Source organism: Nocardia brasiliensis (assembly GCF_042691675.1).
GTDB classification, from domain to species: Bacteria; Actinomycetota; Actinomycetes; order Mycobacteriales; family Mycobacteriaceae; genus Nocardia; species Nocardia brasiliensis_D.
Genome location: NZ_CP170507.1, coordinates 3,754,905 through 3,780,715 on the forward strand (window position 1 = coordinate 3,754,905; position 25,811 = coordinate 3,780,715).

The following is a 25,811-nucleotide window of genomic DNA, read 5'->3' on the forward strand; positions in this document are numbered from 1 at the left end:
GTCGCCGATGATCAGGCCGAGCACGGTGAAGGTGGCCATCAGACCAGTGCCATGGCGTGCAGGGCCAGGTCATCGAGGGTGTCGGCGCGGTCGGCGTCGGGGATGGTCTGGCTGTAGCTGGTGACCGCGTGGGCGATCCCGGCAGCGGTGAGCTGGCCACCGGCGATGAAGTGGGACAAGATCCCGGCACGTTCGTCGTCGTTGAACCCGAGCTGCTTGGCGACGACCTCGATGGCCCGGTCGGGCTTGGACACCGGGGTCGTGGCGTGACGCTTGAGCTCCTCGACACGAGAGTTGAGGAATTGCGGTGACAGCCATTCCGAGACCTTGTCGCGGGTTTCGGCGGTGATCACCGAGAGCCGTTTGCGGTAGGTGTCCTGGGACCAGCCGCCGATCGTGCCGGTGTCGAGTTTGTCGCCCAGATGACGTTTGGTGTAGGCGAACAACGGCAGGGTCAGGCCGTTGCCGCAGATCCTGATGAACAACTCCGGTTTCAATGTCACGGCGTGGTGGCCGATTTCGGAGTTGGAGAACCGGAACCCGGCGAAGACCACCGGTTCGGTGCCGAGGCGGTAGCCCTGGCCTTCGCGGGCCGCGACCCGGCGCCACCGATCGATCTCACCAGCGACACGTCGGCGTTCGTTCTCCAGCTCTGGGTTGTCGAAGGGGTTGCGATAGTTGGTGAGGAACCCTGGGGCGAGTGCGGAAACCTTGGGGGAGAAGACTTTGCAGTGCATGCTGGACTCGGTCAGATCACACGAACGCACTTCCACATCGGCGTCGGCTTCCCTGATACCGTCGAGCACCGCGGACAGCACATCGAGGTTGTCGATGATCCCGTAGCGATCCGACAAAAACGCCCGCAAGACCCCCGGCTCATCCGGAGCGCCGGAGGTGAACAGCCGCAACAGAAACGACCGGTCATCACCGTCGGTCAGCGCGGGTGCTGCGAGGGGGCCGTGGAGCAGGCCGTTGACGTTGGCGTCGTAGAGGTCGGTACGGTGTTGTTCGCGCAGCCACTTCAGATACCCCACGGGGATCTTGAGTTTGGTGCCGATCTGGGAATCCGCGGCAGCGGTGGGACGATAGCGGCCCTCGACATCGGTGACACCGCGTTCATCGAGGACCGGGGCGACACCGGACAGATCCAGGAATCCGTCACGCGCACGCAGGGCCGAGGCCGGTGCGACGACATCAACCTTGGCGGCCTGCTGGCGGTTGAGCAACGCGACCAGATCAGTGAGGTCAGCGTGGCGGACCGTCGTCTGGATCGGCATGAGAACTCCTCTCGGGGAACGGATTCGGGAAACGACGCAGGCCAGTGCACTGGTTCATGCGGACAGCGGGGCGTGGATCGAAGCCAAGAGTGCATAGCTGGCCTCGGCGTTGGCTTGTGCGTGCATGGCCGCGCGCTTGAGCTGCTGTTCGAGTGTGCGAGCCTGGTCGTGGAGGGTGTTGGCCTGCACGCGCAGCTGCTCGGCGCTCCAGTGGCGATAGCGCGCGACGCGATGATCGGTGAGGAACTCGACGCTGATCGCGGTGAGCAGATCGGTAATCAGGCCGGTGACGGTGTCGCTGATATCGGTCACGCGCTGGCCGAGGTTCAGGTGCAGCGCGCCGGGTTCGCCGAGACTGACCATGGAACGAACCCCGGTCGAAAACGGGTGGAATTCGCTGGTGCAGCGCGGGTTTCCCAGCGGACTGCCCTCGACGAGGAGTCCGAAGAACTGGAACTCGACCGCCGGACGCGATTCACGGCGGCCGTCGATGATCACCGCGTGTTCGCTCATGTCGACAAACACCCGCCCCCGCACGGGAGCGTCATCGGTGGGGAAGAGGTGATAGGCGCTGCCGTGGATCGTGGAGTTGGCGTGCTCGTCGACGGTAAAAGCTGGTACGGGCATGGCTGATCGGTGTCCCTTCTCGTGATCGGAGTTCAGCTGGCGGCCCGGTGGGGCCAGCCCGGCTGGGCGAAGGCGTGGGTGATCTGGGTGACCGTGGCGTGGGAGCGGCGCCGGCGCGCGAGGACGGTGTCGGTGAAATCGCAGGTGACGATCTCGGTGGGTGTCGCAGTGTGGTGCCAGTCGTCGCGGTAGTAGCTGGTGTCGATGCCGCAGTTGGCGTGCAGGGTGATCCCGGTCCCGGCCTGGAAGCGGTGATACTCGGCATCACCGCAGTCGTGCTCCATGGCCGGACGATCGCTGTAGCGGAACGGTGCCGAGGTCTGCGGGATCAGGAACACTCCGTGGCGAGCGACCTGGGCGCCTACCGCGATCGCGTGATACTCGAAGCGTGGACCGTGGTAGCCGGGACCATCATTGGTGCGGGCGACGTGCCCGAAGGGCGGGTTGGCGATCACGGTGTCGAACGGGCGCATCCGCTGGCGGTGCATCCGCAGCAGATCTCCGCACCACCAGGTCGCCTCGGGCACGACCTTCATCCCGACCCGCACGAACTCCGGATTGCGCTCCACACACGTCAGCTCCCGGGGTGCTTCGCCGTTGGTTTGTCCCCACAGATTTCGGCAGTGGAAGGCCAGGTGCCCGATCCCCGCGCCCAGGTCCAGAATTCGGGTACCGACGACCTCGATACGCATATCGCGGGCCAACCCCGCCGGGGTGAAGAACGCCCCGTCCGCGGACTGGGTCGTGCTGGTCGATTCCTGATAGTGGGTGAGCACGAACAACTTCTCGTCCTCGCTCAAATCCCGGCGAAGATCGACCAACGCGCAGGCTTCCCGATGCGCGGCGGCCTGCGCACGGCTCAATTTGCTCATGACAAAACGCCTCCTGACAGACGAAAAGCCGAGCCCCGCAGTGGGACTCGGCATCTGATCGGTCCACGAAATCCCCGGCGAGACAGGGCCGCTGCGCAGGTGAGACATCGGCGGGCTCTGTTGCCGACGTGACGGCAGAGCCGAAGCGGGAAGGGCTGCGCTGGCGACGGCAGCACGATGTCGGTGCGCGGTTCAGAATTACCGTCGGACGGATCAGAACCTGCGCACGGTGGCCGTCACTTCATCGGGTTCGTCGTTGATCCGCTGAGCGAGGAGCTCGGCTGTGGCTCGCGACAGGATGGCGGCGTGGACCTTGCGATGGACGGTGTGCCCGGTCGGTGAGAGCCGCCCGAGTAAGCGACCGTAGTTGCGGACGACGACCGTGTAGTGGTGATGGCCAACAGTCTCGTCGCCACAGTTCCATCCACATCCGGTGACGGCTCTGTCTGCGTCACTGAGAGACATCTCGACGAATTCCCTTCGACTATTGGGGTGGCCGGATCATGGTTTCGGTGCAGGTGAAGTCGCGTCGTGCACCGCGATGGGCACGAACCCGTGGCGGCGCGAGAAACGCCGCAGCCGCGACAGGTTGGCGCCGTAGTCACGGCTCGGGGTCGCTGCCACGCCCCGCCGGTCGGCGCAGGCGAGGATCTGGCGCACCACGGTCGACCCGATGCCCCGCTCACGCAATTCGGGCGCGACGATCAAGGTGGCCACCACCAGGTGTGGGGTCGCGGATAGGTGCATCCACAGCCGCACCTGCGGAAACTCGGTGGTGATCGGGCACGCAGATCCTCGGCCCAGGCTTGACTGTTCACACGTGCGCTTCGGGCGATCCGGCTCGGTCATTCCGGTACTGGGGATGGGGGATGTCGGCCGCCGTCGTGACCAGGTGGGCGGCGTCCATGGTGATCAGATCGTGGCAGCCCGCCGACTCCGGTGACGTGACCGGGCCAGGCACCGCGTAGGCGGCGCGGTCGAGTCGACTCGCCCAGAACACCGCCTGGCGGGCGAGGCTGCCGCGGCCGGCCTCGATCGCGACGACCGCGTCCGCGAACGCGGCAACCATCCGGGCGCGGGCGCGGGCCTTCGACCTGCTGCTCGGGGTCTGCGGGGATACTCGGTGACCAGCAGCCCGGCCGTGGCGATCTGTTCGACCAGGTCCTGATTGTGCTGCAGATACGCGCGATCGATCCCACACGCCAGCACCGCAACCGTGGGCACCGCCGCCGCCAGCGCGACCCGGTGTGCTCGCGAGGCGATGCCCATCGTGCCGCCGGAACAGATCGTCCAGCCCCGGGCAGCGAAGTCTTCGACGAACTTCGTGGTGACGAGGTCTGCGTAACCGGAACCGGCTCCACTGCCGACGACAGCGACGGTGGGATCCTCGCTCACGCCGCGCAACGACGCCGAACCCAGCACCCATAATGCCAGCGGCGCAACACAATCGGCGTGGGCATTGGCGCGCGTGGCCAGCTGCGCCAGCCGCTGCGTGGGCCATTCGGGGTCCTCCGGGGTGAGCAAACGGCCACCGATACGATGCAGCGTCTCCAGATCCCGGGCCGCGAGGTCAGGATCACCGCGCTCGAGAACCCTGTGATCGACTGCGACCGGGACATCCCCGGCCGCCACCGCCGCGGCGGCGTTCTCGACACCGAGTTCATCGACCAGCTGCCACAGCGCACGCGACGGGCCGCACGCCGCACGCGACAACACCGCCCACGCCAGGCGACGGGCATCGGAGATCGGCACGAGGTCAGACGAACGGACAGTACAGTCCATGACGGGACCTTCCTCGGAATCGTTGCGGGACAAGACAAGACAGACACGAGGTGCGGTGACGCCGAAACATCCGCGAACAAGAACTGATGGATCGCGCCGGGCACGGCACCCGGCTCGCGGGCGGGCTCACTTGGAAAATCGATCCTCACTGCCGCCAGACGGCGGTCCCGGTTTGCCGCCGAGGTTGAGGGGTTTGCCGTTTCGCCAGTTCTGCCAGGTGTCCTGGATCGACGGGCGTGACCCGCGGGCGGCGACGAGCACGGCGAAGGAATGACCGAAGTCGATCGCGTCCCGTGAACCCAGGCCCGCAGCGTCGCAGTACCCGCGCGCGTAGCCGACCGCTTCGAAACACAACAGCAGGGCACTGTGATCAGCGAGGGCCGCTGACCATTGTTGCTGGTCCGGTGCTGTGCTCATCGTGCCTTCCGGCCCCTCGCAGCGGTGAGGTCGCCGTACTTGCGCCATGCACGCCACGACCCGCAGCCCGAATGCACGAAACAGCGCTTCTGGGTCAGGAATTCGGCGAAGTAGCGCGCATAAGCATCTGCGAAAGCGGTGGCCTGAGCAGTACCGTTCAGCTCCGATCGCGCATCCTGCCACCCCCAGACATAGCCCTCGGCACGTGCATACGCTTCGGCAACCGGAATGTCGAGCCGACGGCTGTCCCGATAGAACTGTTCGAGCCGAGTGGAGTCGAAACCTGTTGCGGGCATGACGAATAACCCTTCCGAAGTTTGGGCAGGAACGTTCCGAGTTGTGCTTAGGCGGTTCTGGTCGGCGCGAGGTTAAGAGCGAGTCTCGACCAAGGTGCGGAGCTGAACCGTGTCCCAGCTCTGCTCGCTGGCCACGGCCATGTGCAGGTCGGATCGGCCATGCAGCAGATCCCCTGCATTGCCGCGTCCGGACTTGGCGGCCCCACAACTGAGCCTCAACATCCACCTGCTGAGCGATCACGCTGCGGCGATCCTGGAGACCGATGCGTACTCGCATCGCACGTGGACTCCGTTGTGCTGTCCGCAGCAGCTGATATCGCCGAGCACGCGATCCTCGACCCGGAGTTTCTTGCGGGCGGTCGTCTCGAGGTCGTCGATCTTCGGTCCCGCGATGGCCTCGTAATGCGGCAGGTTTTCACCCGGACCGCTGAGTGCAGGAAGGCCCGCTAGCTTCCACATCCGCAGATGTAGCCCCATCGCTGCTGTGTTGATGGGAGTGACCGTGGCGACCGCCAACACAGCCAGGCAAACCTCTGCTGCTGTTCCGTACTCGGTCGGCGTCCCAGCCGCCACACGGTCCAGTAGTTCACGGCAGTGCGCGCGGTATACGAACTCTGACCGGAACATCGACGGATGGGTCGGCTTCAGTAGTGAGGAGCTGTGCCAGAGCAGGTCCGACAGCCGTGGGTGGTGACGGATCTGAGCCTTGGCGATCTCGTCCTCTGTGACGTCCATCAACGCCAAACCGTCAACGATGAAACCGAGCCCGGCAGCACGCAGCGACGCTGCGATATCCGCTCCTTGGTCGACCCCCACAACCTCCACGTCGCTCTGTTGAAGCGCCAGCACGTCCTTCAGTAGTCGCAGCTCGGTCTCAGGTGTCATCCGCCCACCCCGTCCAGGTTGCCGACCTCTAGCCCTTGACCGAAGTACGACGGCAGCCGGGTACCCTCCCAGACCGTTCGCGCCCGATAGTTTTTCATTCCCACTCGTCGGTGTTCACGTTCCTCGATGAACACGATTCGCTTCCGCTGGCCTTTCGTCGCATACTCCGTGACCGAGCGCACGGCGCCGGTGATGTCTGGGCTTCCCCAGCCTCTCGACTCCCATCGCTCGCTGTCTTCGTTCCAGAGCAGCAGCCGCCACGGTCTGTGAACCGGGCTGAAGTAGTCGTCCATCAGATACCTTTCTCGGACTTCCGGAAGGCTTTCGCTTCACCCAGACCAGCGCGGCAAGGTACTGCGGTGGTCAAGCTGATTGCGCGGTGAGGGTCCACAGGGATCGCACCTGTCGTCGGCGGTCAGAGCACGACGATGTCGGCGGGTAGCTTTGCCTCGGAAGAGGTATGGCCGATCAACGCGTGAAGCTGGGTCGGGGTGAGTCCGGCCGCGGTGGTGAGCTGATCATGCAGCGTGCCCGTCGCGATATAGGCCAGCTGTTCGTCGACGTGATAGAGCCTAAGGGTCCAGCCGGGATCGTCCTGGCATTCCATCTCGCCGTTGGATGCCAGCACGTTCAGACCGTTGTCCACCAACTGGCCGCCGATGGCCCAGCAATTACCGCCGGTAGAGCTAACGATGGCCGGCCCGATACAGAATCGGGAAACGAGCGCCAGCTCTGCGTGGTACTTGTTGGTCAAGTAGTTCCAGTCCACTGCGACTCCTAGTCTGGTTGTGGGTTTTCCGGAGGGATACAGGCGTTGACTTGATCGCGAGCGACGGCAATCTCGGCGGGCGTGCAGTGCTCGAGCGGGACTTCGCGCAGCAGGCTTTGCAGCACAGCTGCTCGTCGTGAAAAGTGGCGAATGCGTTGCAGCACAGCGTCAATGCCGTCTTGACCCCGTCGTCATCGACGACCAGGCAACCCGACGCGGTGAGTCCGGCAAAGCGCTCATAGATGTCGCGCGTCATCTCGACCATCGGCAGGCTCACGATCACGACACGGCGCGGTGGATCACGAACATGACCGGCAACCGGCGGCATACCTTCCGGCACCGGGGACGTTGGGCCTACTCGCTCGCGGTCGCGAGGTCGGCGAGCACGGCATCCGTTGGCACTGAGTTCGGCATGAGTAGGTAGGTGTGGGGTCCGGTGGCGTGCAGATCGACGCGGGTGAAGTCATCGATGGCCTCGCCGATCCAGAACTCGGGGGTCCCCAGGGGATTGTTCGTCGCCGTGCAGCCACGATTGCAGGTCGCCGTCGAGCTCATAGAATCGTCCGGTCGTGGGATCTTCTATGCAGGCAATCGCGATGTCGCAGTGGGTGACTCGCACAATCCGCAGCGTGGACAGCGCGCCGAGAGCGGAGAAGGCGTCGTTGATCGTCGCCTGCGCCACTTCGGCGAGGCGGCAGGCGGTAAAGCATCCACCCAACCGTGGCGGTGGGTGGAACGCGGGAATCGAGGCGGCGAGTTCGCGGCGGAACGAATCGATAGCCGCCGATACGATGTCACCGAGTGCATCACGGAGACTGGATCGCGCGATGAGCTGGCGCACCCGATCGAGCTCGGTAGGCAACACCACACCGCCGGTCATAGTCAGCAGTTCCGCGACGGTGATCACCGCTTCGCCATCACAGGCTGGAGGGTGTGGCATCGGGGTGGTTTCTCCTTCCTGACACTCGGGCCGCGAGGGCCCATAGCGTGCATGAGACCCTTGCTGAACGTCGAGATTGCTCTGGGGATGTAGCGGAACGGCTTGCACGTCACGGCGTGGACGCTGCGGCCCGCGCGCCTACTCTTTTCGACCGGTCGGGTGCTGGTAGTGCTGATCGAAGACGTCACTGTGGGGATCGAACAGCGCGGTTACCTCGGGATCTCCGGCGTCGAAGCGCCGCACGAGTTCGGTCATCGCGTCGTGGAAGAGCTGTTCCAATACCGAGTGCTCGCAGCCCTTCGGCCCGGGAACAGTAGCGATGGAAACGCGTTTCGGTGGAGTCCAGCGTGTTCCATAGCGTGAACTCGAGCCGATGAAGGGGATAAGGTCGGCTCGGTAGCAGTCATCCTGACGGCAGAACCAGGCGACGAGCTCGACGCAGGGCTGGGCCATTACCTCCTCGGGGGTGCAAAGCTGCCAGCACGCGGTCTTGCTGGTGATACTGCTGAGGTCAAAAACTGGCGTGGCGTGTGGTCCGCCAGTGTTGTCGGCGTGGACTCCGCCGGTGGGGGATGCCAACGGTGTTCCTCCTTGTCGGTTGTGTTGATTGGAGTGGCTCTGGTCGGCGTGAAGGCCGCGCGTGTTGTATGGCAACGCGATCGGTGCCGCCCGCCAGGCGCTGCTTGGTGATCAGCGCGTTGACCGCGCGCGAAATCGGTGACTGAACCACGGGCTCGGCCGCAGGCGTACTCGGCGCGGCAACTGGCGGCGGCGGCGACGCACACGAGCGCACTGAGCGAAACCGCAACGCGGAGGAACGCATACCGCCCGGGTGATGCTGGCGAATGGGGCAGGGTATGTAGGGGGTGCCTGGCTCAGGGATCGGTGCGGGCGAGATCGATCCCGAGGTCGGCCGCGGCAGCGACACCGAAGCGGGTCCACGCGGGAAGCTTGTCGGCCGGTATTCCCCTGTCGAGGGCCGCCCACAACAGCCGGGACGTCCAGTGGCTGGGATTCGCGTCCAGTGCGGCCTGCACGCAGATACGGGCCAGCACCCCGTCGCCTCTCAGATAGGCGCTGTAGGCGAGCAGCGCGGCGGGCCCGGCACGCTCGGGCCCGGCCAGAGCACGCAAAAGCTGCGTCCACAGTTGCTCGGCCTGCACCTGATACTCGCTGCTCGCGGTGGCGTGTAAACAGTCCAGAACCATCTGCTCCGAGAGCGCCATCGCGAGCTCGGCGAATCCCGCCGGCGTCAGCTCCTCTCCGGCAGCGACATCGGCGATACAGAACAGGGTGTGCAACAAACCCCGACGGTAGTGGCTATCCCAGGAGTCCTGAGCCCCTGCACGCTGCCGTGCCCGCTGCGCGCGCGTCCGCGCCGCAGGCATCCACCGCTCAACCTCGGCGGCCAGTCCCGGGTCAGGGGACACCGAGTCGATGAGGGCCTGTCGAGAGGAGAAGGTGGTACAACCGTGAGCTTCCCGATCGGCCGCGGCGGCTGTTTGTCCCGGATCGGTGAGAACACCATGGTCGGAAGCGTCGGTGAGCGACCACCACGTCGAACCGGCAACGATTCGCCTGGTCATCCAGACATTTGCGAGAGAGGCCGAGGCACGGTCGAGCCCGTCGACCAGCGCGGCTAGCAGCACCTCAACATCGGAATCCGGAGCTGTTCGTGGCGGCGAGTCGACCAGGCGGTCATCGACGACGATCGCCAGTGCGTAGGTGGCATCGATCTGGCGGGCAGCATCACACGTGCGGGTGACCGCCGGACCAACCGGGTCGGCGAGAGCGAAGGACGCGACCATGCTCCGTGCCGAGGTCCGCTGGCCACTACCGGTGTTGAACAAGACAAGGACGATCTGACGTTCGGGTTCGTAGCCCAGCGAGGCCGGCATCGAGGCAATCAACGCGGTGGGATCGAATCGGTGAACCGACATAGATAACAACTCCTTCCACAGACGACCGATGACATGAGGGCGATCGATGGCGAGGGCGTGACACGGCAGGCTGGTCGGGGCGTTAAGAAACGCGCTGCATGCCGATCACGCCGCGTCACGGACGGAGTAGAGGGCCTGTGCCGCGAGTTCCAAGGCAGTGAGCCGGGTGTCGGCGTGACCGTGCCAACGAGTCTCGAAGCCGGATCGTTGTTTGGGCAGAACCGAATCCGGTGCCGTGACGAAGAATTCCTCCAACCGCGGATAGGTGGGGGATGGTTCGGTCAGCCAGATCCGGGTGTGCTGACCATCGTCATGCGGGGCGATGCCAAGGTGAACCCCGAGTCGTGTGAGGAACTGCGAGGCCGCAACGCGACTGCCGCGATAGATCGTTTCGACCGAGCGCCACGCGGTCGCGGGTCGGCTGTAGCAGCGCCGCACCCGATACACCGCCCACCCGCAGCGCTCGAGCTCGGCCGCCGCGAGGGCGAGGACTTGACCGGCGCCATCGCGGCGGAGCCGATCGGCCAACGACTTGCCGGGCCCGAATAGCCCAGAATTGCGGTTCAGCGCGACCGTGACGTACTCGTCGATGACATGCTTGAACGCCTCGCTCGGTGCCGCGTTGAACCGTTCGAGCTGTTCGGGCCAGCTGGGTACCGATACGAAACAACACTGGCGGCAACAGGACTTGGGCCACCACACACCGAACAACCCGAACAGATACCCCTGGCAACGTGCACGCGACCAACCCGCGGCATGCAACGGATAGATCGGGCTCCGCTGCCCGCCCATCGTGACCGAGGAGTCCTTGACGATTCGACCGGACTCCTCAGCGTTGAAGCCAACCGCATGCACGTACGGTTCATGCGCCAAATGTCTTGCGCGCCAACCATCCAGGGGCATGCCCTTGGACTTCACTGAACATGTCCTTCTGCCACCGAGGGTGGGAAGCACGCCGTTGGCGCGGTGCTCGGCGCTCAGTGCGTAGAAGCCGTGCTCGTCGGCATCGGGATGTAATCGCACCGGGCAGCGCGAATCCTGCAGCACGACGATCCCGTCGGCCGCCGAGGGGCCCGCACGGGCAACTTCGACAAACCTGATCGCACGCTCACGCAGCAGCGGCAGGATATGGGCGGTGACGAGATCGCAGGTGCTTGTCCACTCATCGCCGGTCTGAGCGACCATGACGATCAGATTCGACAGGTCTTCACGTAGCTCCGGTGGCCGAAATCTGGGCTCGAGCAATGTCAGGACGATACCGGCGGTGCTCTCGACGCCCATGCCGTAGGACCAGCACACGGGCATCGAACCATCATCGAAAAGTGCAGGGAGAGAGAACAATCCGTCGAAGCCATCAGACACAGGACCGCTCCGTTCCATACACGCCGGGACAATCTTTGGACCGGATACGTGGCGTGGAGGTGTGGGGATCAGTCCTGGTGACCATTGTTCTCGAGCCACAATGCGCGATCCAGGACCGCGTCCAAAGGTGTGTGTGGCTCCTCTCGGGGGATCCGCGAGGCGGGGTGCCACGAAGTCGTCGGCGCAGTCTGTGAGCGACCCGCAGAGGGCGTTGAACTGGTCGTTGAGATCTATGTAGGCCGCGTTGGTGTCCTTCAGGCTTAACCGTTGCGAGGGATCGGCTGGGTGAACGACGAGACCGTTCATTTCATCCCCTCCTTGAATAGACGTTCGCGATGCAGGCCAGGCGACTGGCGGAAAGTCCATGCTGGCCATGTGTCACCGAGCATCGGGTTCGGTGTCTGTGGATCCGGATGGTGTTGACGGTCGGGGTTCGCCCAGGTCTATACCGAGGTCGGCGGCGCTGTGAAAGCCGCTGCGCGCCAACCGGCGCATCTGCTCCGGAGGGATGCCAATGGTCAGGGACGTCTTCAGCAACTGAGCCATGGAATGCTCGGGATCGGCGCGCAGTGCCGCTTCGAAGGCGGTGGCGGCCAAGGGGCCGTCGCCGCGGACGTAGGCGCTATAGCCCAGCAACGCCGCTGCCTCGGCCCGATCTGTATCCGAGTGTGCCCGAGTCATGAGCGACCACAAGGTTTCAGCCGCCGCAGCATGCTCGCAGACCGGGAGCGCGAGCATCGCGTCACGCACCGACCTATCACGCAGTGCCACAGCGAGTTCCGCTAGTTCCGGGGCCATCAGCTGCTCGCCGGACTCGACACTGGTGATCTGCCACAGCACATACTCGAGGGCTTGGCGGCTGTAGGCGCTGGGATCACCTCGCCGCACCGCCATGACTTGCCGCGCGCGGGCGACGGTCACAGCACTGTCCAACAGGGCGGCTACCTGCTGCTGAAGATCGGCGTCCTCGGCCACGATCGCGGCCAGTTCGGCACTGGAGCTGCGGATCGGTTTGCTGTCTACCCATACCGATGCGGCCGGATCCGGCAGGACCCCAGCTTGTTCGGGCCCGGACAGGGTCCACCAGTACTTCTGTGGCTCGATCGCCTGCACCGTCCAGGCACCCGCGAGGCTAATGTCCTCAGCGGCCAGGTGCCGGGCCAGGTCGGCGACCAGCACCTCGAATCGTCCTGTGCCGCATCGGTCGCCGGTATCGTGGGTTGACGGCTCCGGCCCGGCGATTCGGTCATCGACCACGACGGCGAGCACTACGGTCATGCCGTCGTGTGCCGAGACCTGTGCAATACAGCGGGCCACCATGTCCGCCCGCAACTGGACACGACCGCCGTCTGGATCCAGATCGAACCGCATCACCGAGTCGACCACCGCGGACTGGTCGTCGCCATGTGCCGTGCGCAGAATGAGCGTGACAAGCGAACGCCGCGGCGGGAACCCGATCATGGCGGGTATCCCTGCGATCTGTTCTCCCGGATCATTGACCGGCGCAATGCTTCGTACTGCTCGCGGATCTAACCCGGCTGCCGGATCAGCGCAGATGATTTCCTGCACGGCTGCCTCGAGCTCGGGCTCGTTCATGGCGTGGATGTTCCTTTCGAAAGAGCGATGAATGGGTTGATGACGCGGAGTCGACAGCTGAGGCACTCAGGTGGGGTCGTCGATCGAGTCGGGATGCAGGAAGGGGGTGGATTCCATCACCACTGACGCTGACAGCAAGGTCGCGATTGATCACGCAGGGAGGACGACGGGATGCCGGTAACCTGGTGAATGGAGAATCAGGTGAACGGCTCGGTCAGGAGCGCTGTCATGCCTAGCTCAGGTTCGAAGCCGACCCCGCATCCGGGGCGCCACCCCGAAATTCATGAACGCCTAGAACGAAACCGCGAGCGGGTGCAAGCGCGTCGCGCTCGGGCCCGGCAACGTGAGAAGGCCATCACCACCGCAGTCAAGCGTTACGTCGGGGCTTGGGTGGCCATCGCCGAGTGCGAGAGCAAGCGGGATCGCGAAATCGCAAGCTACCACAGGCAAATACAGAAGTTAGAAGCTCGCGCAAACGAGGAACTGGCTAGACACCACGCCGAGCAAGCAGCTGCCGCAGCCGCCCTTCACGAGGAAGGCCAGACCGACGAGGACGTCGCCGAACTGCTCGAAATCACACCGAGGCAAGCTCGGCGCCTGCTCGCTGCCGCGCGCTCAACGAATGCGGTGTTGACGACAACCGACACGACGCCAAGTTCCGGATTGGGGCAGACAAGGGCGACAGCCGCCACGGCGAAGGTAAGCGGCGAAGGGAGTAGGACAGAACTCGACTGTGATTCGGAAGACGAACCGCGAATGTAATCGGTGGTCTGAAAATTCGGCGAGAGGATAGTCGGTCAGCCGACGTAGCCGCCGACGTTCCACACGTGCTGACGAAAGTGTTGGGGAGCGAATGCCTTCCGTGCGGGGATGCCCGAACTCGGAGACCGGGGCCAGTACGCCACACCACAGCGATGGCAGTAGTAGCCAGCACTCCAAACAGCATGCGCCGCTGCTCGTCCCCGCCAGATCCTGCTGTTATAGCGGCTCCGGCCATACGCGATCCCCAGCATCAGGACCGAGGGCGCAGCCAAGCCGGTCACCACCGTTACAGCGACGAACAGAGCCATCAATACACCAACGTCTTCCGGATGAAAGACGTACCACGCCATCGGACCGAGGGCGGCGAGGGCCGGAAGCAGGAGCAGGATGCCGCAAAGAACCAAACGGCCCGTCGGCCGCAGAAGGGGTTCAGGTGCCATGCTTCTGGCTAGTGCTGTCGTGTGAGTCCGTTCCCCTGCCGATGCGCCGAGCACCGGTACCAACCCGGCGGACGTGACAGCAAATCCGGTGCTGAGGTCGCTGCTGTAGCTGGTGGATATGCCATCTGCGTGGAGTGCTTTCACGTTCTGGACGGCATCGATCCGATGGCAGAGCGGACACGAGATGTCGGTGTCCATACAAGAGTTCCCCTTCTCATGTGCGGCGCTTGCAGATTCGCGGCGGTAGAACGAACGCTCCTTGTGATATGGAACACCTTGGGTTGGGGCATGTCGAGAGATGGCGTGGTGTGCACCGCCGGAAGTTGTCGACACAGGTGCTCCTTTGGTCGGTTGAGAGCCGGTGACCTGCAGATCGATCGGGCGATCGCATCGTCGACGCTGCTCCATCGCTGTGTATCGGATCCGGTGGGGTCATCGTGGGCGTCCGTGGAGTGTCGCGGCAGGGAACGCCGTGGCGTTGGAGGGCGGTGCTGATAGTGCCGGCGGCGACGTCGAGATCGTCGGCGATGCGGGCGAGGGATTCCGCGTTGCGGTAGCGGGTAATGGCGAGGTCGATCTCCGTCTCGGTGGAGGTGTTGCTGACGGATGGTCGTGCCAGCCGCGCGAAGAATTCGAAGGATGCTCCCTTGCCAAGGTGGTATTGGGCGGCGAGTGGGTTTGTAAAGGCACCATTTTCGTAGGCAGCGCGGATCGCCGTGCGCTGGTCGTCGGTAAGACGGTGCCGCAGAGCTTGAGGGGCGGGGGTAATGGGTGGGGTGCGCGATCGGACTGGTCGACCAATTGATTGCGGAGTCGCTCGTGCTTGGCGGTCAGGTGCGTTTCAGTGGAGTAGATACGCATGAGCTCGATGACCGCAGACGCCGCCTACTCCGCACTAGACGCTCTGTAGGCGGCCATCAACGAGGCGCCGCCAGCGGGCGAGGTCTTGGTCCAAGAATCGATCCCGCGTGCATGCCGATACTCGGATATGCGCATTTAACCAATATCGCCAAAATTGGTGCGTAGCGTTCTGCTTCAACTGCGGAATAGGGCCAGCAAGGGAGGCGGCTCGATGCATTGATCCAGGCTTCGATCGGTGGTTTCTAGCCGGACGTCGGCAGGTGATCAACGGGTGCCGCCATCACTGCAGTGGTGGCGAAATCCTCGAAGGTCGGCTTCAATGGGTGGTGGGTGCGTCTCAGTGGACGGTTGGAACCGAACTGAGGTGCCCACATGTCATCGCAACCCAAGTCGAAACGCGCCGCTGTCGAACGCAGCTCTTCGGAGAGTGAAGCGATCGACGTAGACGACTCTCCGACCGATGAAATCTGGCTCAGCACAGCGGAAGTCGCGCGTCGTCTGAAGATGCGGCCGAAAACGCTTGCGGCGTGGGCCGCCGCGGGTCGTGGCCCACGGTACGCGCGAATGGGGAGGTACCGGCGATACCGCCTCGCTGACCTCGTCCTCTGGGAACTCGAGCAACTCGCCCACGGTGGTGGCGGCGGACACGTCAGCCCAACGTACCGACGCTGACCGTCCGAGGGTCCATCGGAGAGCTCTGTGGCTATCCGTTAGCAAACTTCTACCTCTTGTCATTCGTAACTCAACTGGCTCACTCTCGTGCCGGAAGTGCTGGTGTCAAGCAAGGGTCGGTAACAGGTGGGGGAATTGGGTTCGTCACGGAGTCGATGCCCTGCGATAACCGGCTGGCGAGGGATCCATGAGAGGAGATCGGTGGTAGGCAGGCTGCCCAAGCCCGTCGGTACCTTCGGCGACGCGTCGAAGCCGAAGAAGCAGAAGAACGGGAGCTGGCGCACGACGGTGCGCTACTACGGAGCGCGAGGCTCCCAGCAGCTGGAGCGTACGGGGGCCAGCGCCGACGACGCCCGAAATCGCCTGGCGGAGGCCATGCGGGACTTCCGAGAACAGCAAGGGCGGGCCCGGATTACGCGGACTACGAAGCTGATCGAGCTGGCGGCGGAACTGCTGGTGGAATTGGAGGCCGATCCGGACTACACCGAAGGCAACGTCGAGGACTACCGGCGCGAGATCTACATCTCGACCGACCGGCGCGCGAAGCCCGACACGATCAAGATCGAGAACTCGCTCGGCCATCTACAAGTCTGGCAAGCGACCACTGGCGAGCTCGATCGTCATCTGAAACATCTTGTTGCCCTGAAGCTTCGGCGCAAGGCAAAGCAGCACAAGATCGTCCTGCGCGCGATGATGGCCATCGCGGTGCGGCACGGAGCCTTGGACGTCAACCCGATGGATGGCGTCTCGGCGTTCACCCGGCGCAAGAACAAGGCACGCGGCAAAGTCGAGGACCAGCATGCGTTGCCGGCGTTTCGTGCCCAGGTGCGCGCGTGGGCGCGCGGCGAAGCGGTTCCCGGCACCCCGGCTTACACCTGCGGGCCCGCGCGCGACTGGGCCGTGGTGTGGGTGGTCGACATCATCACCGGTACCGGACTGCGCCCGCACGAAGTGTTCGCGCTGCTGCTCGATGACATCAACCTCGATTGCGAGCATCCCTACCTGGATGTGACGGGCACGCTGGTCGAGGTGAAGGGCAAAGGTAAGGGCCGGTGGGTGCGTAAGCCGTTCCCCAAGACCGAGAACGGCTGGCGGCGCATCCTGCTGCCCCCGCATTCGGTGGAATCGATTGCCGAAGCCATCGCATATCTGAAATCCTCGGCGTGCCCCAACCCGATGAGGCTGTTGTTGCCCTCAAGGAATGGGACAGTGCGTAACCCGAACAACTTCGGACGGCCATGGCGTGCGGCGCGCGGCGAGAACTTCGCGTGGGTCACGCTGCGGACGTTCCGCCGCGGTGTCGGCACCGAAGTCGACCACGCCCACGAGAACCCGGAGCGCGCCGCCAGACAACTGGGCAACACCACCGCGGTGGCCAAGGCGCACTACATCGACATTCCCGAGACCGTGCCCGACAACCGCGACGTCCTGGAGCGCTGGGCCCGGGGACCGAAGGCGGCAAAAGTGTGAGATTTCTGTGAGATCCCGCTCAAATCGGACAGTCTCCTGAACCGAAAAAACCCCTTCCGACCCAGGTCGAAAGGGGTTTTTCTGTCGGGCTGACAGGATTTGAACCTGCGACCACCTGACCCCCAGTCAGGTGCGCTACCAAGCTGCGCCACAGCCCGTTGCGCCCATTGCTGGGCGCTCGAAGAGATTACCGCACCTGGGGGCGGGGGAGCGAATCGCCTGGTGAGCGGCGTGGCGGTGGGGTGGGTGGGGGTGTGAAAGGCGGTCGGGCGCAGGGGGTGTGGGGTGGGGGTGGTGATTGGCGGCGAGCAGTGGGGGCATTCCCGTCGATACGGAATGGGCCGGGCGGGTAGTGGGCCCGGCGTAGCGGAAGGAGACGGTGGGGATGAGTCGGGAGCGGCGGCTGGTCGAGGCGTTTGTGCAGCTGGCGGACTCGCTGGTGGAGGAGTACGACCCGGTGGATGTGGTGCAGGAACTGCTGGATCGGGCTGTCGATCTGCTACCCGTCGATACCGCGGCGGTGCTGCTGGCGGGGGAGGACGGGCAGCTGCGGGTGTTGGCGTCGACCAGCGAGGCGACCCGGTGGCTGGAGTTACTGCAGATCCAGGCGCAGGACGGGCCGTGCGTGCAGTCGTACCGGAGTTGCGAGCGGGTGATCGTGGAGGACTTGGAGGAGGCGCGCGACCAGTGGCCCGCGTTCGCCAAGCAGGCTCTGCTGGAGGGTTTTCAGTCGGTGTACGCGCTGCCGATGCGGTTGCGCGCGGACCGGGTGGGCGCGCTCAATTTGTTCAGTGCCGGCGAGGAACATCTGACCGAGGACGATGTGCTGATCGGGCAGGCGCTGGCCGATATCGCGAGCATCGCGATTCTGCAGGCCCGCATGCTTGCCGACCACAAGACGGTCAACGGACAGTTGCAGCTGGCTTTGCAGGGCCGCATCGTCATCGAACAGGCGAAGGGCATACTGGCTGCGCAGGGCGATCTCGACCCGGAAACCGCGTTTCACGCGCTGCGGGGTTATGCCCGGCACACCCGTGAGCGGCTACCCGATCTGGCTCGCGCGGTGGTCGATCGCACCATCGACACCAGCCGTATCCTCGCGCACGCCGATCACGGTGAGCGCTGAGCTCACAGTCGTTCGTGCACGGTGAGCAGCAGATGGTCGAATTGGGTGCGCAGTTCGACCATCGGCCCGTCCAGCGTGGTGACTTCGGCGACGAGTTGGGTAGCCAGTGCGCGCAGCTTGACGCCGGTTTCTTGGGAACGCCAGGTGAGCACCCGAAAGGCTTGGTCGGCGTTGATCCCGTAGATCAGCATCAGCACGCCCTTGGCCTGTTCGATCGCGGCCCGCGCGGAGTACAGCTCGGGCAGCGCGCCGTTGAGGGTTTGTCGGCGGTCTTCTTCGAGCGCGTCGGTGATGTCGACGTAATAGCCTGCGGTGCCGATCACGGTTCCGTCGTCGTCGACCATGTGGTCGCCGACGACGAGGACGTGGTGCACCTGGCCTTTGGTGTCGATGATGCGGTGGCGGCTGCAGAACGGTTCGCCGGTCTCGACCGATCGGGCGATGGTGTTCGCCACCTGCTGACGGTCTTCGGGGTGCTTGTGTGCCAGCAGCAGTTCGGTGGACGGTTGCACCGATCCGGCGGCGTAGCCGTGGATGAGCGCGACCTCGTCGGACCATTCCCAGCGCTGGTCGGCCAGCCAGAAGCGGAAGCTGCCCGCACTCTGCGGCCTGCCCGCACCGAGTACCTCTTCGATCGGCCGTACCGTTTCGGTCTCGACGTCGTCGGCATCCTCGAGCGCCTGGGCGATGACCTCGGGCGGCGTTTCGTCGCCGCTCCCGTGTGCGACGTCCGGTACATCAACAGACTGATCCACGACCTGCCCCTCTCGACCTCGACCGATGTCAGTACAAAGACGGTCGGCTGACGGGGTCTGGGGCAGCGCGTTCCGACGGACAGGCTACCTCGCGGCCCCGACAGCTCGTCGGTGAGGTCGGGGCGGGATCAGCCGGGCACTCGGTGCCGTGCGGCTCGCACGGAAGCGGTGGTGGCGTAGCGATTCCCGTCAAGCCCGCCGTGCGACGGTCAGGACGTCCGGTACCAGCGCGGACGGAATCGGTCTACGCACCGACCGCTGCTCGGTGACCTGGAATCCGGCCGCCTCGACCAGTGACCGCATCTCGTCGGGCGACGGAAAGTACGCCACACTCTGAATGGGCGTCGGTTGCAACAACTGCGCGAAGCGGCTGCGCGGATTGTTGAGGACAATCGCGAGAAGCCCACCGGGGGAGAGGATTCGGTGGAACTCCGCGAGCGCGGCGGGATGGTCGAAGAAGTGGAAGGCGTGCGTCGAGACGACGGCATCGACCGCCGCATCGGGCAGACCGGTGTCCTCTGCCCGCCGGTTGATCCAATTCACTTGGCCGGAGCGGGCTTCGGCCTGCCGCAGCATGCCGACGGAGGCGTCACAGCCGTAGACCGCGTCGGGCTTCAACTCTTGTTGGATGCGGGAGGCGAGAATCCCTGTGCCGCAGCCGATATCGGCGACCCGGCGGATATCGGCCCGCCGCAGTTGCTCGATGATCTCGTCTTGCGGTGGCCGGTAGGCGATCCGCTGCACGAGGGCAATGTTGTAGACCCGGGCCAGCCGGTTCCAGCTCCGCGTGACGAGGCTGTTGAAGGCGCGAGTCGGCGCGTGCGGAACGGCTGACATAGCTTCAGCTTAATCTGTCTGAGACGACACCGGAAGTAGCGGCTGGGGAGCGGTGTCGCCCACTGCTCCCCAGCCGGACGGCTCACTGATCAGCGATTGCTACCGCTGTGCTGGCCACCCTTGGCCTTGGCCTCGGTCGGCTGGGCTTCCGCGCCCTTCCTACCCGCGGCCGACGGATCGGCACTGTTCTTGTCGCCGAAGCTACCGGTGCTCGCCTGACCGCCGCGGCGGGCCTGTTCCTCGGTGTCGCTGCGGTTGCCGAACTGACCGGGGTTGTTGGTGTCTGGCATGTGCATCTCCTCTCGAGTGTTCTCGGCCGAGCCTGTTGAACGGCTCATTCGGCGTGTGCCCGAGGCTCTCGGACCTAAACAGGACGATGTGGCGATGCGTTTGCCCTATTGTCCGTTTCGGCTATGGCACTCAACGGTTTTGCCAGGTCGTCGAGTCAACGGCCTTCCGCCCGTACGCCGTAGATCACTTCGATTTTTTCTCGGCGGCGAACAGTGCGGACGCACGGACGGCGAAGGCGAGCGCAATGTTGCGGAGAGCACGCCGAACAGCAACCGCGGCGCTCAGAGCAGGGTGAGGGTGTCGTTCGGTCCTTCGATGACCGCGATGAGTCCGGCTCGAATCCCGGGGTGCACCGGCAGGGGAGCCGAAAGCGCTTGCAACGGAAGCGATAGCACCGCCGGATCCGGATGCACGGCCTCCAGCGAACGCAACGTCGCCTGCGGCAGTCCGGCCGAGGGGTGCGTGGTCTCACCCCAATCGATGAGGAACGGGATGAGTCCCCTGTGCAGGTCTTTGCGCGACCAGGTCAGGCGCCACCGCAGCGTCCGCCCTTCGGGCGTAGCCCTGGACATGTCGGCGACATCGCCGGGATCGTATCCGGCGGCTCGGGCGTCGGTGACCACCTTATCGATGTCGGTCACGCGCACGGCCCAGGTGGCCAGGCGCGGTGCGGTGAGGCCGTTGATGCCGAACGGTCGCGGCAGCCGCGGCACCGGCTGACCCAGGTCGGGGCCGATGATTTCCAGGTAGCCGTCACCGAGGCCGAGCAGAAAGTTCCGCGTTCCGTACCCCATGTGCCTGCCACCGGCGACCGGCGCCACGCCGAGCGCTCGCGTCACGACGCCGACCGTGGCCGCGAGGTCCGGGGTCGCCAAGACGAGATGATCAAACCCGCTCACTCTGGAAACCCTAGCCACTCGTCCGCACCGGCGGCTGGTTTCCGCGGCTATCTTTGCGCCGTGGCCGCGAGCAGCGCCGAACGGGCGGCGCGCACGGCGGGATGGTTCCCGGTCCCGCGCCGGTAGGCCAGGTGGGTCCGGCGCCGGGTCGCCAGCGGAGTGAGCGTGACCTGGGGCGGGCACGGCAACGCGCCGAGCTCCGGAACGAGCGCGACACCCTGGCCCGCCGCCACGAGGGCGAGAACGGTGCCGAAGTCGTCGGCGTGGTGCCGGATCCGCGGCGTGAAGCCGACGGCCTGACAGGCGCGGACGGTCATCGTGTGACACAGCGTGTCGGGCGTACCCGCGATCCAGGAGTCCGCGCGATGGGCAGCCAGCGGTTCGGCGGTCAGCGCGGCCAGGTAGATGGTTTCCTCGAGCAGCGGCTCGGTGTCCAGCGCGGGGTCCGGTTCGACGGGCACATAGTCGTATTCCTGGACTAGGGCGACGTCGAGGGTTTCGGCGCGCAACGCGGCGGGCGCGGTCGCCGGGTCCAACTCGGTCACCATCAGTTCGAGGCCGGGATGGTCGCGACTCAGCGCGACGAGCGCGGGGGACAGAATCGTGCGAACGGCGGTCGGGAAGGCGCCGATCCGCAGTGTTCCGGTGAGCTCGGCCCGCGTGGTCGCCAACTCGGCGGCGGCTTGTTCGAGCACCGCGAGGATCGTCTCGGCGTGCTCGACGAGCATCCGCGCGGCCGGGGTCAGCGTGACCCGGCGGCCGGTCCGTTCGAGCAGCGGCACACCGGCTTCCCGTTCGAGCGCGGTGAGCTGCTGCGAAACGGCGGAGGGCGTGTACGCGAGCGCGTCGGCGACCGCCGCGATGGTCTCGCGGTGCGCCAATTCGCGGAGCAGGCGCAACTTGCGGATGTCGAGCATCAGCTCAGCTTATGCTCGCGTGTAGAAATGGGGACTGGACCTGCGGGTTCAACACGAGCACGCTCATATCTATGACGCTCGCAGGTCTTTTCGTCCCCCTTGTCACACCGTTCACGGCGGACGGCGCACTCGCTGCCGATGCGCTGGAAGGACTGGCCCGCTCGGCGCTCGAAGCGGGCGCGACCGGGCTCGTCGCGCTCGGCACCACTGCGGAAACCGCGACCCTCAGCACCGAAGAGCGCGGACTGGTCGTCGACATTTGCGCCCGCGCGTGCCGAGAACACAACGCCGCTTTGATCGTCGGCGCCGGATCCAACTCCACGGCCGCCTCGATCGAGGCACTCGCGAACCTCAGCCCGCACATCACAGCCGCGCTCGCCGTCGTCCCGTACTACACGCGCCCTTCGGAAGCCGGTGTGCTCGCCCACTTCCGGAGCCTCGCCGCCGCCAGTCCCGTGCCGCTCATCATTTACAACATTCCGTATCGCACCGCCCGCACCCTCGGCATCGACACCTTGTGCCAACTCGCCGAAGAGCCGAATATCATCGGCGTCAAACACGCCGTCGGCGGTATCGACGACACCACCATCGAGCTGATGCGCAGATGCCCAGCCGATTTCGCGGTCCTCGCGGGTGACGACCTGTACGCCGCACCGTTGCTCGCCCTCGGCGCCGCGGGCGGCATCCTCGCCTCCGCGAACCTCGACACCGCGGCGTTCGCCGCCCTCGTCGCCGCCTGGCGCGACGGCCCTCTCGATCGGGCGCGCGCGCTCAGCCACCGACTCGCGGCACTGTCCGCCGCCGCCTTCGCCGAACCCAACCCCACCGTCATCAAAGCGGTTCTCGCTGCTCGAGGACGTATCCCGAGTCCGGCCGTGCGGCTGCCGCTGCTCCCCGCGAGCGCCGCCGCCACCGCGGCGGCCGTTGCCGCACTCGAATATTGTTCGCGGGTATGGCAAGACGATTTGCTGGTGTAGGCGACAAAGAGATGCAACGCTGAAGCGGTGACTCAACCTCCGGATACTCAGGCGATGGGGCCTGACCCGACCGCCGACAAATTGGACGCCGCGGTCTTCAAGGTGGCAGGCGTGGTCGTGCTCGGCGCGATCATGTCGATCCTCGACATCACCGTCGTCAACATCGCTCTGCCCACCTTCCAAGCGGAATTCGAGACCAGCTACGCCATCGCGGCGTGGACGATCACCGGCTACACGCTCGCGCTGGCCACCGTCATCCCGCTGACCGGCTGGGCGGCCGATCGGTTCGGCACGAAACGGCTGTACATCGCGGCGCTCGCCTTCTTCGTGCTCGGCTCGGTGCTCTGTGCGACCGCATGGAACATCGAGTCGCTCATCGCGTTCCGGGTGATCCAGGGCATCGGCGGCGGCATGCTGATGCCGCTCGGCATGACGATCATGACGCACGCGGCGGGCCCGCAACGGGTCGGCCGGGTGATGGCGGTGCTCGGCGTGCCGATGCTGCTCGGCCCGATCTGCGGTCCGATCCTCGGTGGCTGGCTGATCGAATTCCACTGGCAGTGGATCTTCCTGATCAACCTCCCCATCGGCATTGTCGCGCTGGTCCTGGCGTACGTGGTGTTCCCCGCGGACAAACCGGAACCGTCGGAGTCGTTCGACTTCCTCGGCATGTTGCTCGCCTCGCCCGGGCTCGCGCTGTTCCTGTATGGCGTCTCGTCGATTCCCGGCGAGGAAACGGTCCTCGCGACCAAGGTATTGCTGCCCGCGATCATCGGCCTCGTCCTCATGGTGGCGTTCGTCTTCCATGCGCTGCGCACCGAACATCCGCTGATCGATCTGCATCTGTTCCGCAACCGCTCGCTGACCTTCGCGGTCCTCACCATGGTGTTGTTCGCGATCGCGTTCTTCGGCGGAGCGTTGCTGCTGCCGACCTACCTGCAGCAGGTCCGGGGCGAATCGGCATTGACGGCCGGGTTGCTGCTCATTCCGCAGGGGTTGGGCGCGATGCTCACCATGCCGATCGCGGGACGCTTGGTCGACAAGATCGGGCCGGGGAAGATCGTGCTGGTCGGCATCGCGCTGATCGCGGTCAGCACCGCCTTCTTCATCCAGCTCGACGTGGATACCTCCTACCCGCTCATGCTCACCGCACTGTTCGTGATGGGTCTCGGCATGGGTTGCACGATGATGCCGATCATGACCGCGGCCATCCAGACGCTGACGCATCAGCAGGTCGCCCGTGGTTCGACCCTGATGAACATCGTCAACCAGGCCGCGGGCTCGATCGGCACCGCGGTGATCTCGGTGGTGCTGACGAACCTGTTGAACAACGAGGAATTCGCCAAACCGGCCATCGTGGCGAACGCCGATCCGAAATTCGCCGCCCAGCTGCCGCCGGGCGTGCTGGAGACCGGATTGAGCCAGGCCGCAACGGCATTCAGTAACACCTACGTGGTGGCGCTGGTGCTGACCGTGCTCACCTTGGTTCCGGCGTTCTTCCTGCCGCGCACGAAACCGAAGAACCCCGAGGCTGCCGCGGTCACCGCGGTCCACGTGTAGGACTCGCGCCCCGAGATCGCCTGCTCAGTGTGGCGATCCCGGGGCGTGGTCGGTACGCACCTCGTCGAGGAAGTCCAGGACGACCGGACTTGCCAGAGAACGGAATTCGTCGAAGTAGGCATGCCGGGCGCCGGGTATCAAATATGTGCGAGCGTGCGGGATGCGTTCGGCGAGCAGCGCGGCGTTGGCCATCGGATTGAACCGGTCCTCCGTGCCGTGCACGATCAAGGTGGGAATTCGTATGTCCGGCAGCACATTCCACGCATCATGCTTGTTACTGGCGACCAGATGCCGCCGCTTGGCGTAGGCAGGCATGGTGGGGTCGCCGAGGGTGTTGTACGGGCCGGACGTGCGGGCCAGCCATTCCGGGGTGTACATCAGTTCCAGCAGTGCCTGTCTCGCCGCGTCCGGATCGGGTTGAATGAGCGACTGCCGGATATCGGGACCGCGTTCGATGCTGTGTCTGCCGCCGGGTGAGGTGCAGCCGAGAACCAGGGTCTGCACCCGCTCCGGGTGGCGGGCGGCCAGCCATTGCGCGACGCGACCGCCCATGGATGTGCCGTACACCGCGGCCCGATCGATGCCCAGATCGTCGAGTACGGCGATCACGTCATCGGCGAAACCCACTGTGCTATAGGGCTCGTCGGGCTTGTCGCTGTCGCCGGTGCCGCGCCAGTCGAGGGTGATGGTGCGGTAGCCGGCCTCGAAGTCCTCCCGGATCCCATCCCACCAGTGGTGGTTGTTGGACTGTCCGGCGAGCAGCACCAGCGGGTCGCCGACGCCGCCGGTTTGGTAGGCGAGGCGAACGCCGTTGGCGGCCTTGGCATATGGCACGGTGCTGTTCCCCTATCGGATCGGTTCGTGCGGCGGCCGTAGGCCGTCGAGGACGAATTTCAGGGACCGTCGCCAGCTGGCGGTACCGGTGGTCTCGCCGAGTAGCGACAGTGCCCACAACAGCTGCACCACGTCGTCGTCGCTCGCGTCGGCGCGTACCGCGCCCGCCTGCCGGGCACGGTGCAGCAGCGTCGACAGATGTGACATGCCGCGATGGCATGCCTCGGTGAGCTGGGCGGCGGCGGGATGGTCGCCGGTGACCGCCTCGAGCAACCCGCGGTCGGCGGTCAGCTGATCCAGTAGCTGCTCGATGAACCCGCTGAACGCCCGCCACGCATCCGGTTCGGCCGCCGCCCGCGCGGCGAATTCCTCCATTGCGGCGAGGCGGGCGGGCAGCAGCGCGTCGATGAGCGCCTCGCGGTGCGGGAAATGGTTGTACAGCGTGCCGATGCTGACCCCGGCCCGTCGCGCGATCTCCTCCAGCGAGCCGTCGAGCCCCTGTTCGGTGAACACACCGGCGGCCTCCCGCAAGAGCTTCTCGCGATTGCGGGCGGCGTCGCGGCGCAACGGCTTGGTCATGGGGACCATCCTACAAAAGTCGAGGGGTGCCTCGATTTCGTGCTACGTTAATAAAGGTGAGGGGGGCC

The 25,811-nt window shown here is 65.3% G+C and carries 30 protein-coding genes, 1 tRNA gene and 1 pseudogene; 7 read left to right on the forward strand and 25 right to left on the reverse strand.

Annotation, left to right across the window (positions count from 1 at the left end; all coding sequences use genetic code 11):
- Nucleotides 1–38: 38 nt before the first annotated feature.
- From ACFK0J_RS17280 to ACFK0J_RS17355, 16 genes and pseudogenes are all read right to left on the reverse strand, one after another.
- Nucleotides 39–1,277, reverse strand: coding sequence for a hypothetical protein (locus tag ACFK0J_RS17280; protein ID WP_378741443.1), 1,239 nt, complete (start codon nucleotides 1,275–1,277; stop codon nucleotides 39–41).
- A 54-nt stretch (nucleotides 1,278–1,331) separates the two neighbouring features.
- Nucleotides 1,332–1,775: a hypothetical protein gene (locus tag ACFK0J_RS17285; RefSeq protein ID WP_378741446.1), complete on the reverse strand. Its 444-nt coding sequence runs from the start codon at nucleotides 1,773–1,775 to the stop codon at nucleotides 1,332–1,334.
- Nucleotides 1,776–1,936: 161 nt separating this feature from the next.
- Nucleotides 1,937–2,776 carry a methyltransferase gene (locus tag ACFK0J_RS17290; protein ID WP_378741449.1) on the reverse strand — a complete coding sequence of 280 codons (840 nt, stop codon included), beginning with the start codon at nucleotides 2,774–2,776 and terminating at the stop codon, nucleotides 1,937–1,939.
- A gap of 213 nt (nucleotides 2,777–2,989) precedes the next feature.
- Entirely contained in the window at nucleotides 2,990–3,241 is a 252-nt protein-coding gene (locus tag ACFK0J_RS17295) for a hypothetical protein (protein WP_378741451.1), read from the reverse strand.
- A 36-nt stretch (nucleotides 3,242–3,277) separates the two neighbouring features.
- Nucleotides 3,278–3,523, reverse strand: coding sequence for a GNAT family N-acetyltransferase (locus ACFK0J_RS17300; RefSeq protein ID WP_378741454.1), 246 nt, complete (start codon nucleotides 3,521–3,523; stop codon nucleotides 3,278–3,280).
- Nucleotides 3,524–3,590: 67 nt separating this feature from the next.
- Nucleotides 3,591–4,558 (reverse strand): annotated as a pseudogene (locus ACFK0J_RS17305) (DNA-processing protein DprA).
- A 126-nt stretch (nucleotides 4,559–4,684) separates the two neighbouring features.
- Nucleotides 4,685–4,975, reverse strand: a complete 291-nt coding sequence (locus ACFK0J_RS17310; protein WP_378741456.1) for a hypothetical protein — start codon at nucleotides 4,973–4,975, stop codon at nucleotides 4,685–4,687.
- A complete protein-coding gene (locus ACFK0J_RS17315) occupies nucleotides 4,972–5,271 on the reverse strand; it encodes a hypothetical protein (protein ID WP_378741458.1) in 300 nt (99 codons plus the stop codon). The genes ACFK0J_RS17310 and ACFK0J_RS17315 overlap by 4 nt, the downstream gene beginning before the upstream one ends.
- Nucleotides 5,272–5,508: 237 nt before the next feature.
- Nucleotides 5,509–6,156: a hypothetical protein gene (locus tag ACFK0J_RS17320; protein WP_378741461.1), complete on the reverse strand. Its 648-nt coding sequence runs from the start codon at nucleotides 6,154–6,156 to the stop codon at nucleotides 5,509–5,511.
- Nucleotides 6,153–6,449 (reverse strand): hypothetical protein, encoded by a 297-nt coding sequence (locus ACFK0J_RS17325; protein ID WP_378741463.1) that lies wholly within the window; start codon nucleotides 6,447–6,449, stop codon nucleotides 6,153–6,155. Before ACFK0J_RS17325 ends, ACFK0J_RS17320 begins: the two co-directional genes overlap by 4 nt.
- 122 nt (nucleotides 6,450–6,571) lie before the next feature.
- Entirely contained in the window at nucleotides 6,572–6,925 is a 354-nt protein-coding gene (locus ACFK0J_RS17330) for a hypothetical protein (RefSeq protein ID WP_378741465.1), read from the reverse strand.
- Between the two features lie 463 nt (nucleotides 6,926–7,388).
- Nucleotides 7,389–7,865 (reverse strand): hypothetical protein, encoded by a 477-nt coding sequence (locus ACFK0J_RS17335; protein WP_378741467.1) that lies wholly within the window; start codon nucleotides 7,863–7,865, stop codon nucleotides 7,389–7,391.
- 138 nt (nucleotides 7,866–8,003) lie between these two features.
- The gene (locus ACFK0J_RS17340; RefSeq protein ID WP_378741469.1) at nucleotides 8,004–8,444 is read right to left on the reverse strand and encodes a hypothetical protein; all 441 of its coding nucleotides are present in this window, start codon (nucleotides 8,442–8,444) and stop codon (nucleotides 8,004–8,006) included.
- Between the two features lie 296 nt (nucleotides 8,445–8,740).
- The gene (locus tag ACFK0J_RS17345) at nucleotides 8,741–9,805 is read right to left on the reverse strand and encodes a DUF4192 domain-containing protein (protein WP_378741470.1); all 1,065 of its coding nucleotides are present in this window, start codon (nucleotides 9,803–9,805) and stop codon (nucleotides 8,741–8,743) included.
- A 105-nt stretch (nucleotides 9,806–9,910) separates the two neighbouring features.
- Nucleotides 9,911–11,542 carry a hypothetical protein gene (locus tag ACFK0J_RS17350; RefSeq protein ID WP_378741472.1) on the reverse strand — a complete coding sequence of 544 codons (1,632 nt, stop codon included), beginning with the start codon at nucleotides 11,540–11,542 and terminating at the stop codon, nucleotides 9,911–9,913.
- Nucleotides 11,543–11,545: 3 nt separating this feature from the next.
- A complete protein-coding gene (locus ACFK0J_RS17355) occupies nucleotides 11,546–12,763 on the reverse strand; it encodes a DUF4192 domain-containing protein (RefSeq protein ID WP_378741475.1) in 1,218 nt (405 codons plus the stop codon).
- 201 nt (nucleotides 12,764–12,964) lie between these two features.
- On the opposite strand from ACFK0J_RS17355, the gene ACFK0J_RS17360 reads away from it, so the two are divergent.
- Nucleotides 12,965–13,525, forward strand: a complete 561-nt coding sequence (locus tag ACFK0J_RS17360; RefSeq protein ID WP_378741477.1) for a hypothetical protein — start codon at nucleotides 12,965–12,967, stop codon at nucleotides 13,523–13,525.
- Between the two features lie 35 nt (nucleotides 13,526–13,560).
- Here the strand turns inward: ACFK0J_RS17360 and ACFK0J_RS17365 are convergent, their stop codons facing one another.
- On the reverse strand, nucleotides 13,561–14,163 hold the full coding sequence (locus ACFK0J_RS17365) for a hypothetical protein (RefSeq protein WP_378741479.1): 603 nt from the start codon (nucleotides 14,161–14,163) through the stop codon (nucleotides 13,561–13,563).
- 274 nt (nucleotides 14,164–14,437) lie between these two features.
- On the opposite strand from ACFK0J_RS17365, the gene ACFK0J_RS17370 reads away from it, so the two are divergent.
- The 3 genes from ACFK0J_RS17370 (at nucleotide 14,438) to xerC (ending at nucleotide 16,968) form a co-directional block, all read left to right on the forward strand.
- The gene (locus ACFK0J_RS17370; protein ID WP_378741482.1) at nucleotides 14,438–14,770 is read left to right on the forward strand and encodes a hypothetical protein; all 333 of its coding nucleotides are present in this window, start codon (nucleotides 14,438–14,440) and stop codon (nucleotides 14,768–14,770) included.
- A gap of 428 nt (nucleotides 14,771–15,198) precedes the next feature.
- A complete protein-coding gene (locus ACFK0J_RS17375) occupies nucleotides 15,199–15,498 on the forward strand; it encodes a helix-turn-helix domain-containing protein (protein ID WP_378741485.1) in 300 nt (99 codons plus the stop codon).
- A 126-nt stretch (nucleotides 15,499–15,624) separates the two neighbouring features.
- Nucleotides 15,625–16,968: a tyrosine recombinase XerC gene (gene xerC, locus ACFK0J_RS17380; RefSeq protein WP_378741488.1), complete on the forward strand. Its 1,344-nt coding sequence runs from the start codon at nucleotides 15,625–15,627 to the stop codon at nucleotides 16,966–16,968.
- Between the two features lie 84 nt (nucleotides 16,969–17,052).
- Here the strand turns inward: xerC and ACFK0J_RS17385 are convergent.
- Nucleotides 17,053–17,126: transfer RNA gene (locus ACFK0J_RS17385), tRNA-Pro, on the reverse strand.
- 227 nt (nucleotides 17,127–17,353) lie between these two features.
- On the opposite strand from ACFK0J_RS17385, the gene ACFK0J_RS17390 reads away from it, so the two are divergent.
- Complete coding sequence (locus tag ACFK0J_RS17390) at nucleotides 17,354–18,094, forward strand: ANTAR domain-containing protein (protein WP_378741491.1); 741 nt, start codon at nucleotides 17,354–17,356, stop codon at nucleotides 18,092–18,094.
- 2 nt (nucleotides 18,095–18,096) lie between these two features.
- On the opposite strand, the gene ACFK0J_RS17395 is transcribed toward ACFK0J_RS17390, so the two are convergent.
- From ACFK0J_RS17395 to ACFK0J_RS17415, 5 genes are all read right to left on the reverse strand, one after another.
- The gene (locus ACFK0J_RS17395; protein WP_378742877.1) at nucleotides 18,097–18,729 is read right to left on the reverse strand and encodes a PAS and ANTAR domain-containing protein; all 633 of its coding nucleotides are present in this window, start codon (nucleotides 18,727–18,729) and stop codon (nucleotides 18,097–18,099) included.
- A 309-nt stretch (nucleotides 18,730–19,038) separates the two neighbouring features.
- Nucleotides 19,039–19,686 carry a class I SAM-dependent DNA methyltransferase gene (locus ACFK0J_RS17400; protein ID WP_378741494.1) on the reverse strand — a complete coding sequence of 216 codons (648 nt, stop codon included), beginning with the start codon at nucleotides 19,684–19,686 and terminating at the stop codon, nucleotides 19,039–19,041.
- An 89-nt stretch (nucleotides 19,687–19,775) separates the two neighbouring features.
- Nucleotides 19,776–19,976, reverse strand: a complete 201-nt coding sequence (locus tag ACFK0J_RS17405) for a hypothetical protein (protein ID WP_218477445.1) — start codon at nucleotides 19,974–19,976, stop codon at nucleotides 19,776–19,778.
- Nucleotides 19,977–20,258: 282 nt separating this feature from the next.
- Nucleotides 20,259–20,876: a VOC family protein gene (locus tag ACFK0J_RS17410; RefSeq protein WP_378741498.1), complete on the reverse strand. Its 618-nt coding sequence runs from the start codon at nucleotides 20,874–20,876 to the stop codon at nucleotides 20,259–20,261.
- A gap of 47 nt (nucleotides 20,877–20,923) precedes the next feature.
- A complete protein-coding gene (locus ACFK0J_RS17415) occupies nucleotides 20,924–21,793 on the reverse strand; it encodes a LysR family transcriptional regulator (RefSeq protein ID WP_378741501.1) in 870 nt (289 codons plus the stop codon).
- 71 nt (nucleotides 21,794–21,864) lie between these two features.
- On the opposite strand from ACFK0J_RS17415, the gene dapA reads away from it, so the two are divergent.
- Nucleotides 21,865–22,770 carry a 4-hydroxy-tetrahydrodipicolinate synthase gene (gene dapA / locus ACFK0J_RS17420; protein ID WP_378741504.1) on the forward strand — a complete coding sequence of 302 codons (906 nt, stop codon included), beginning with the start codon at nucleotides 21,865–21,867 and terminating at the stop codon, nucleotides 22,768–22,770.
- A gap of 54 nt (nucleotides 22,771–22,824) precedes the next feature.
- Nucleotides 22,825–24,330 (forward strand): DHA2 family efflux MFS transporter permease subunit, encoded by a 1,506-nt coding sequence (locus tag ACFK0J_RS17425; protein WP_378741506.1) that lies wholly within the window; start codon nucleotides 22,825–22,827, stop codon nucleotides 24,328–24,330.
- A 24-nt stretch (nucleotides 24,331–24,354) separates the two neighbouring features.
- On the opposite strand, the gene ACFK0J_RS17430 is transcribed toward ACFK0J_RS17425, so the two are convergent.
- Together ACFK0J_RS17430 and ACFK0J_RS17435 are read right to left on the reverse strand one after the other, a co-directional pair.
- Nucleotides 24,355–25,164, reverse strand: a complete 810-nt coding sequence (locus ACFK0J_RS17430; protein WP_378741508.1) for an alpha/beta fold hydrolase — start codon at nucleotides 25,162–25,164, stop codon at nucleotides 24,355–24,357.
- A 12-nt stretch (nucleotides 25,165–25,176) separates the two neighbouring features.
- Nucleotides 25,177–25,743 carry a TetR/AcrR family transcriptional regulator gene (locus tag ACFK0J_RS17435; RefSeq protein ID WP_378741510.1) on the reverse strand — a complete coding sequence of 189 codons (567 nt, stop codon included), beginning with the start codon at nucleotides 25,741–25,743 and terminating at the stop codon, nucleotides 25,177–25,179.
- Nucleotides 25,744–25,811 lie beyond the last annotated feature (68 nt).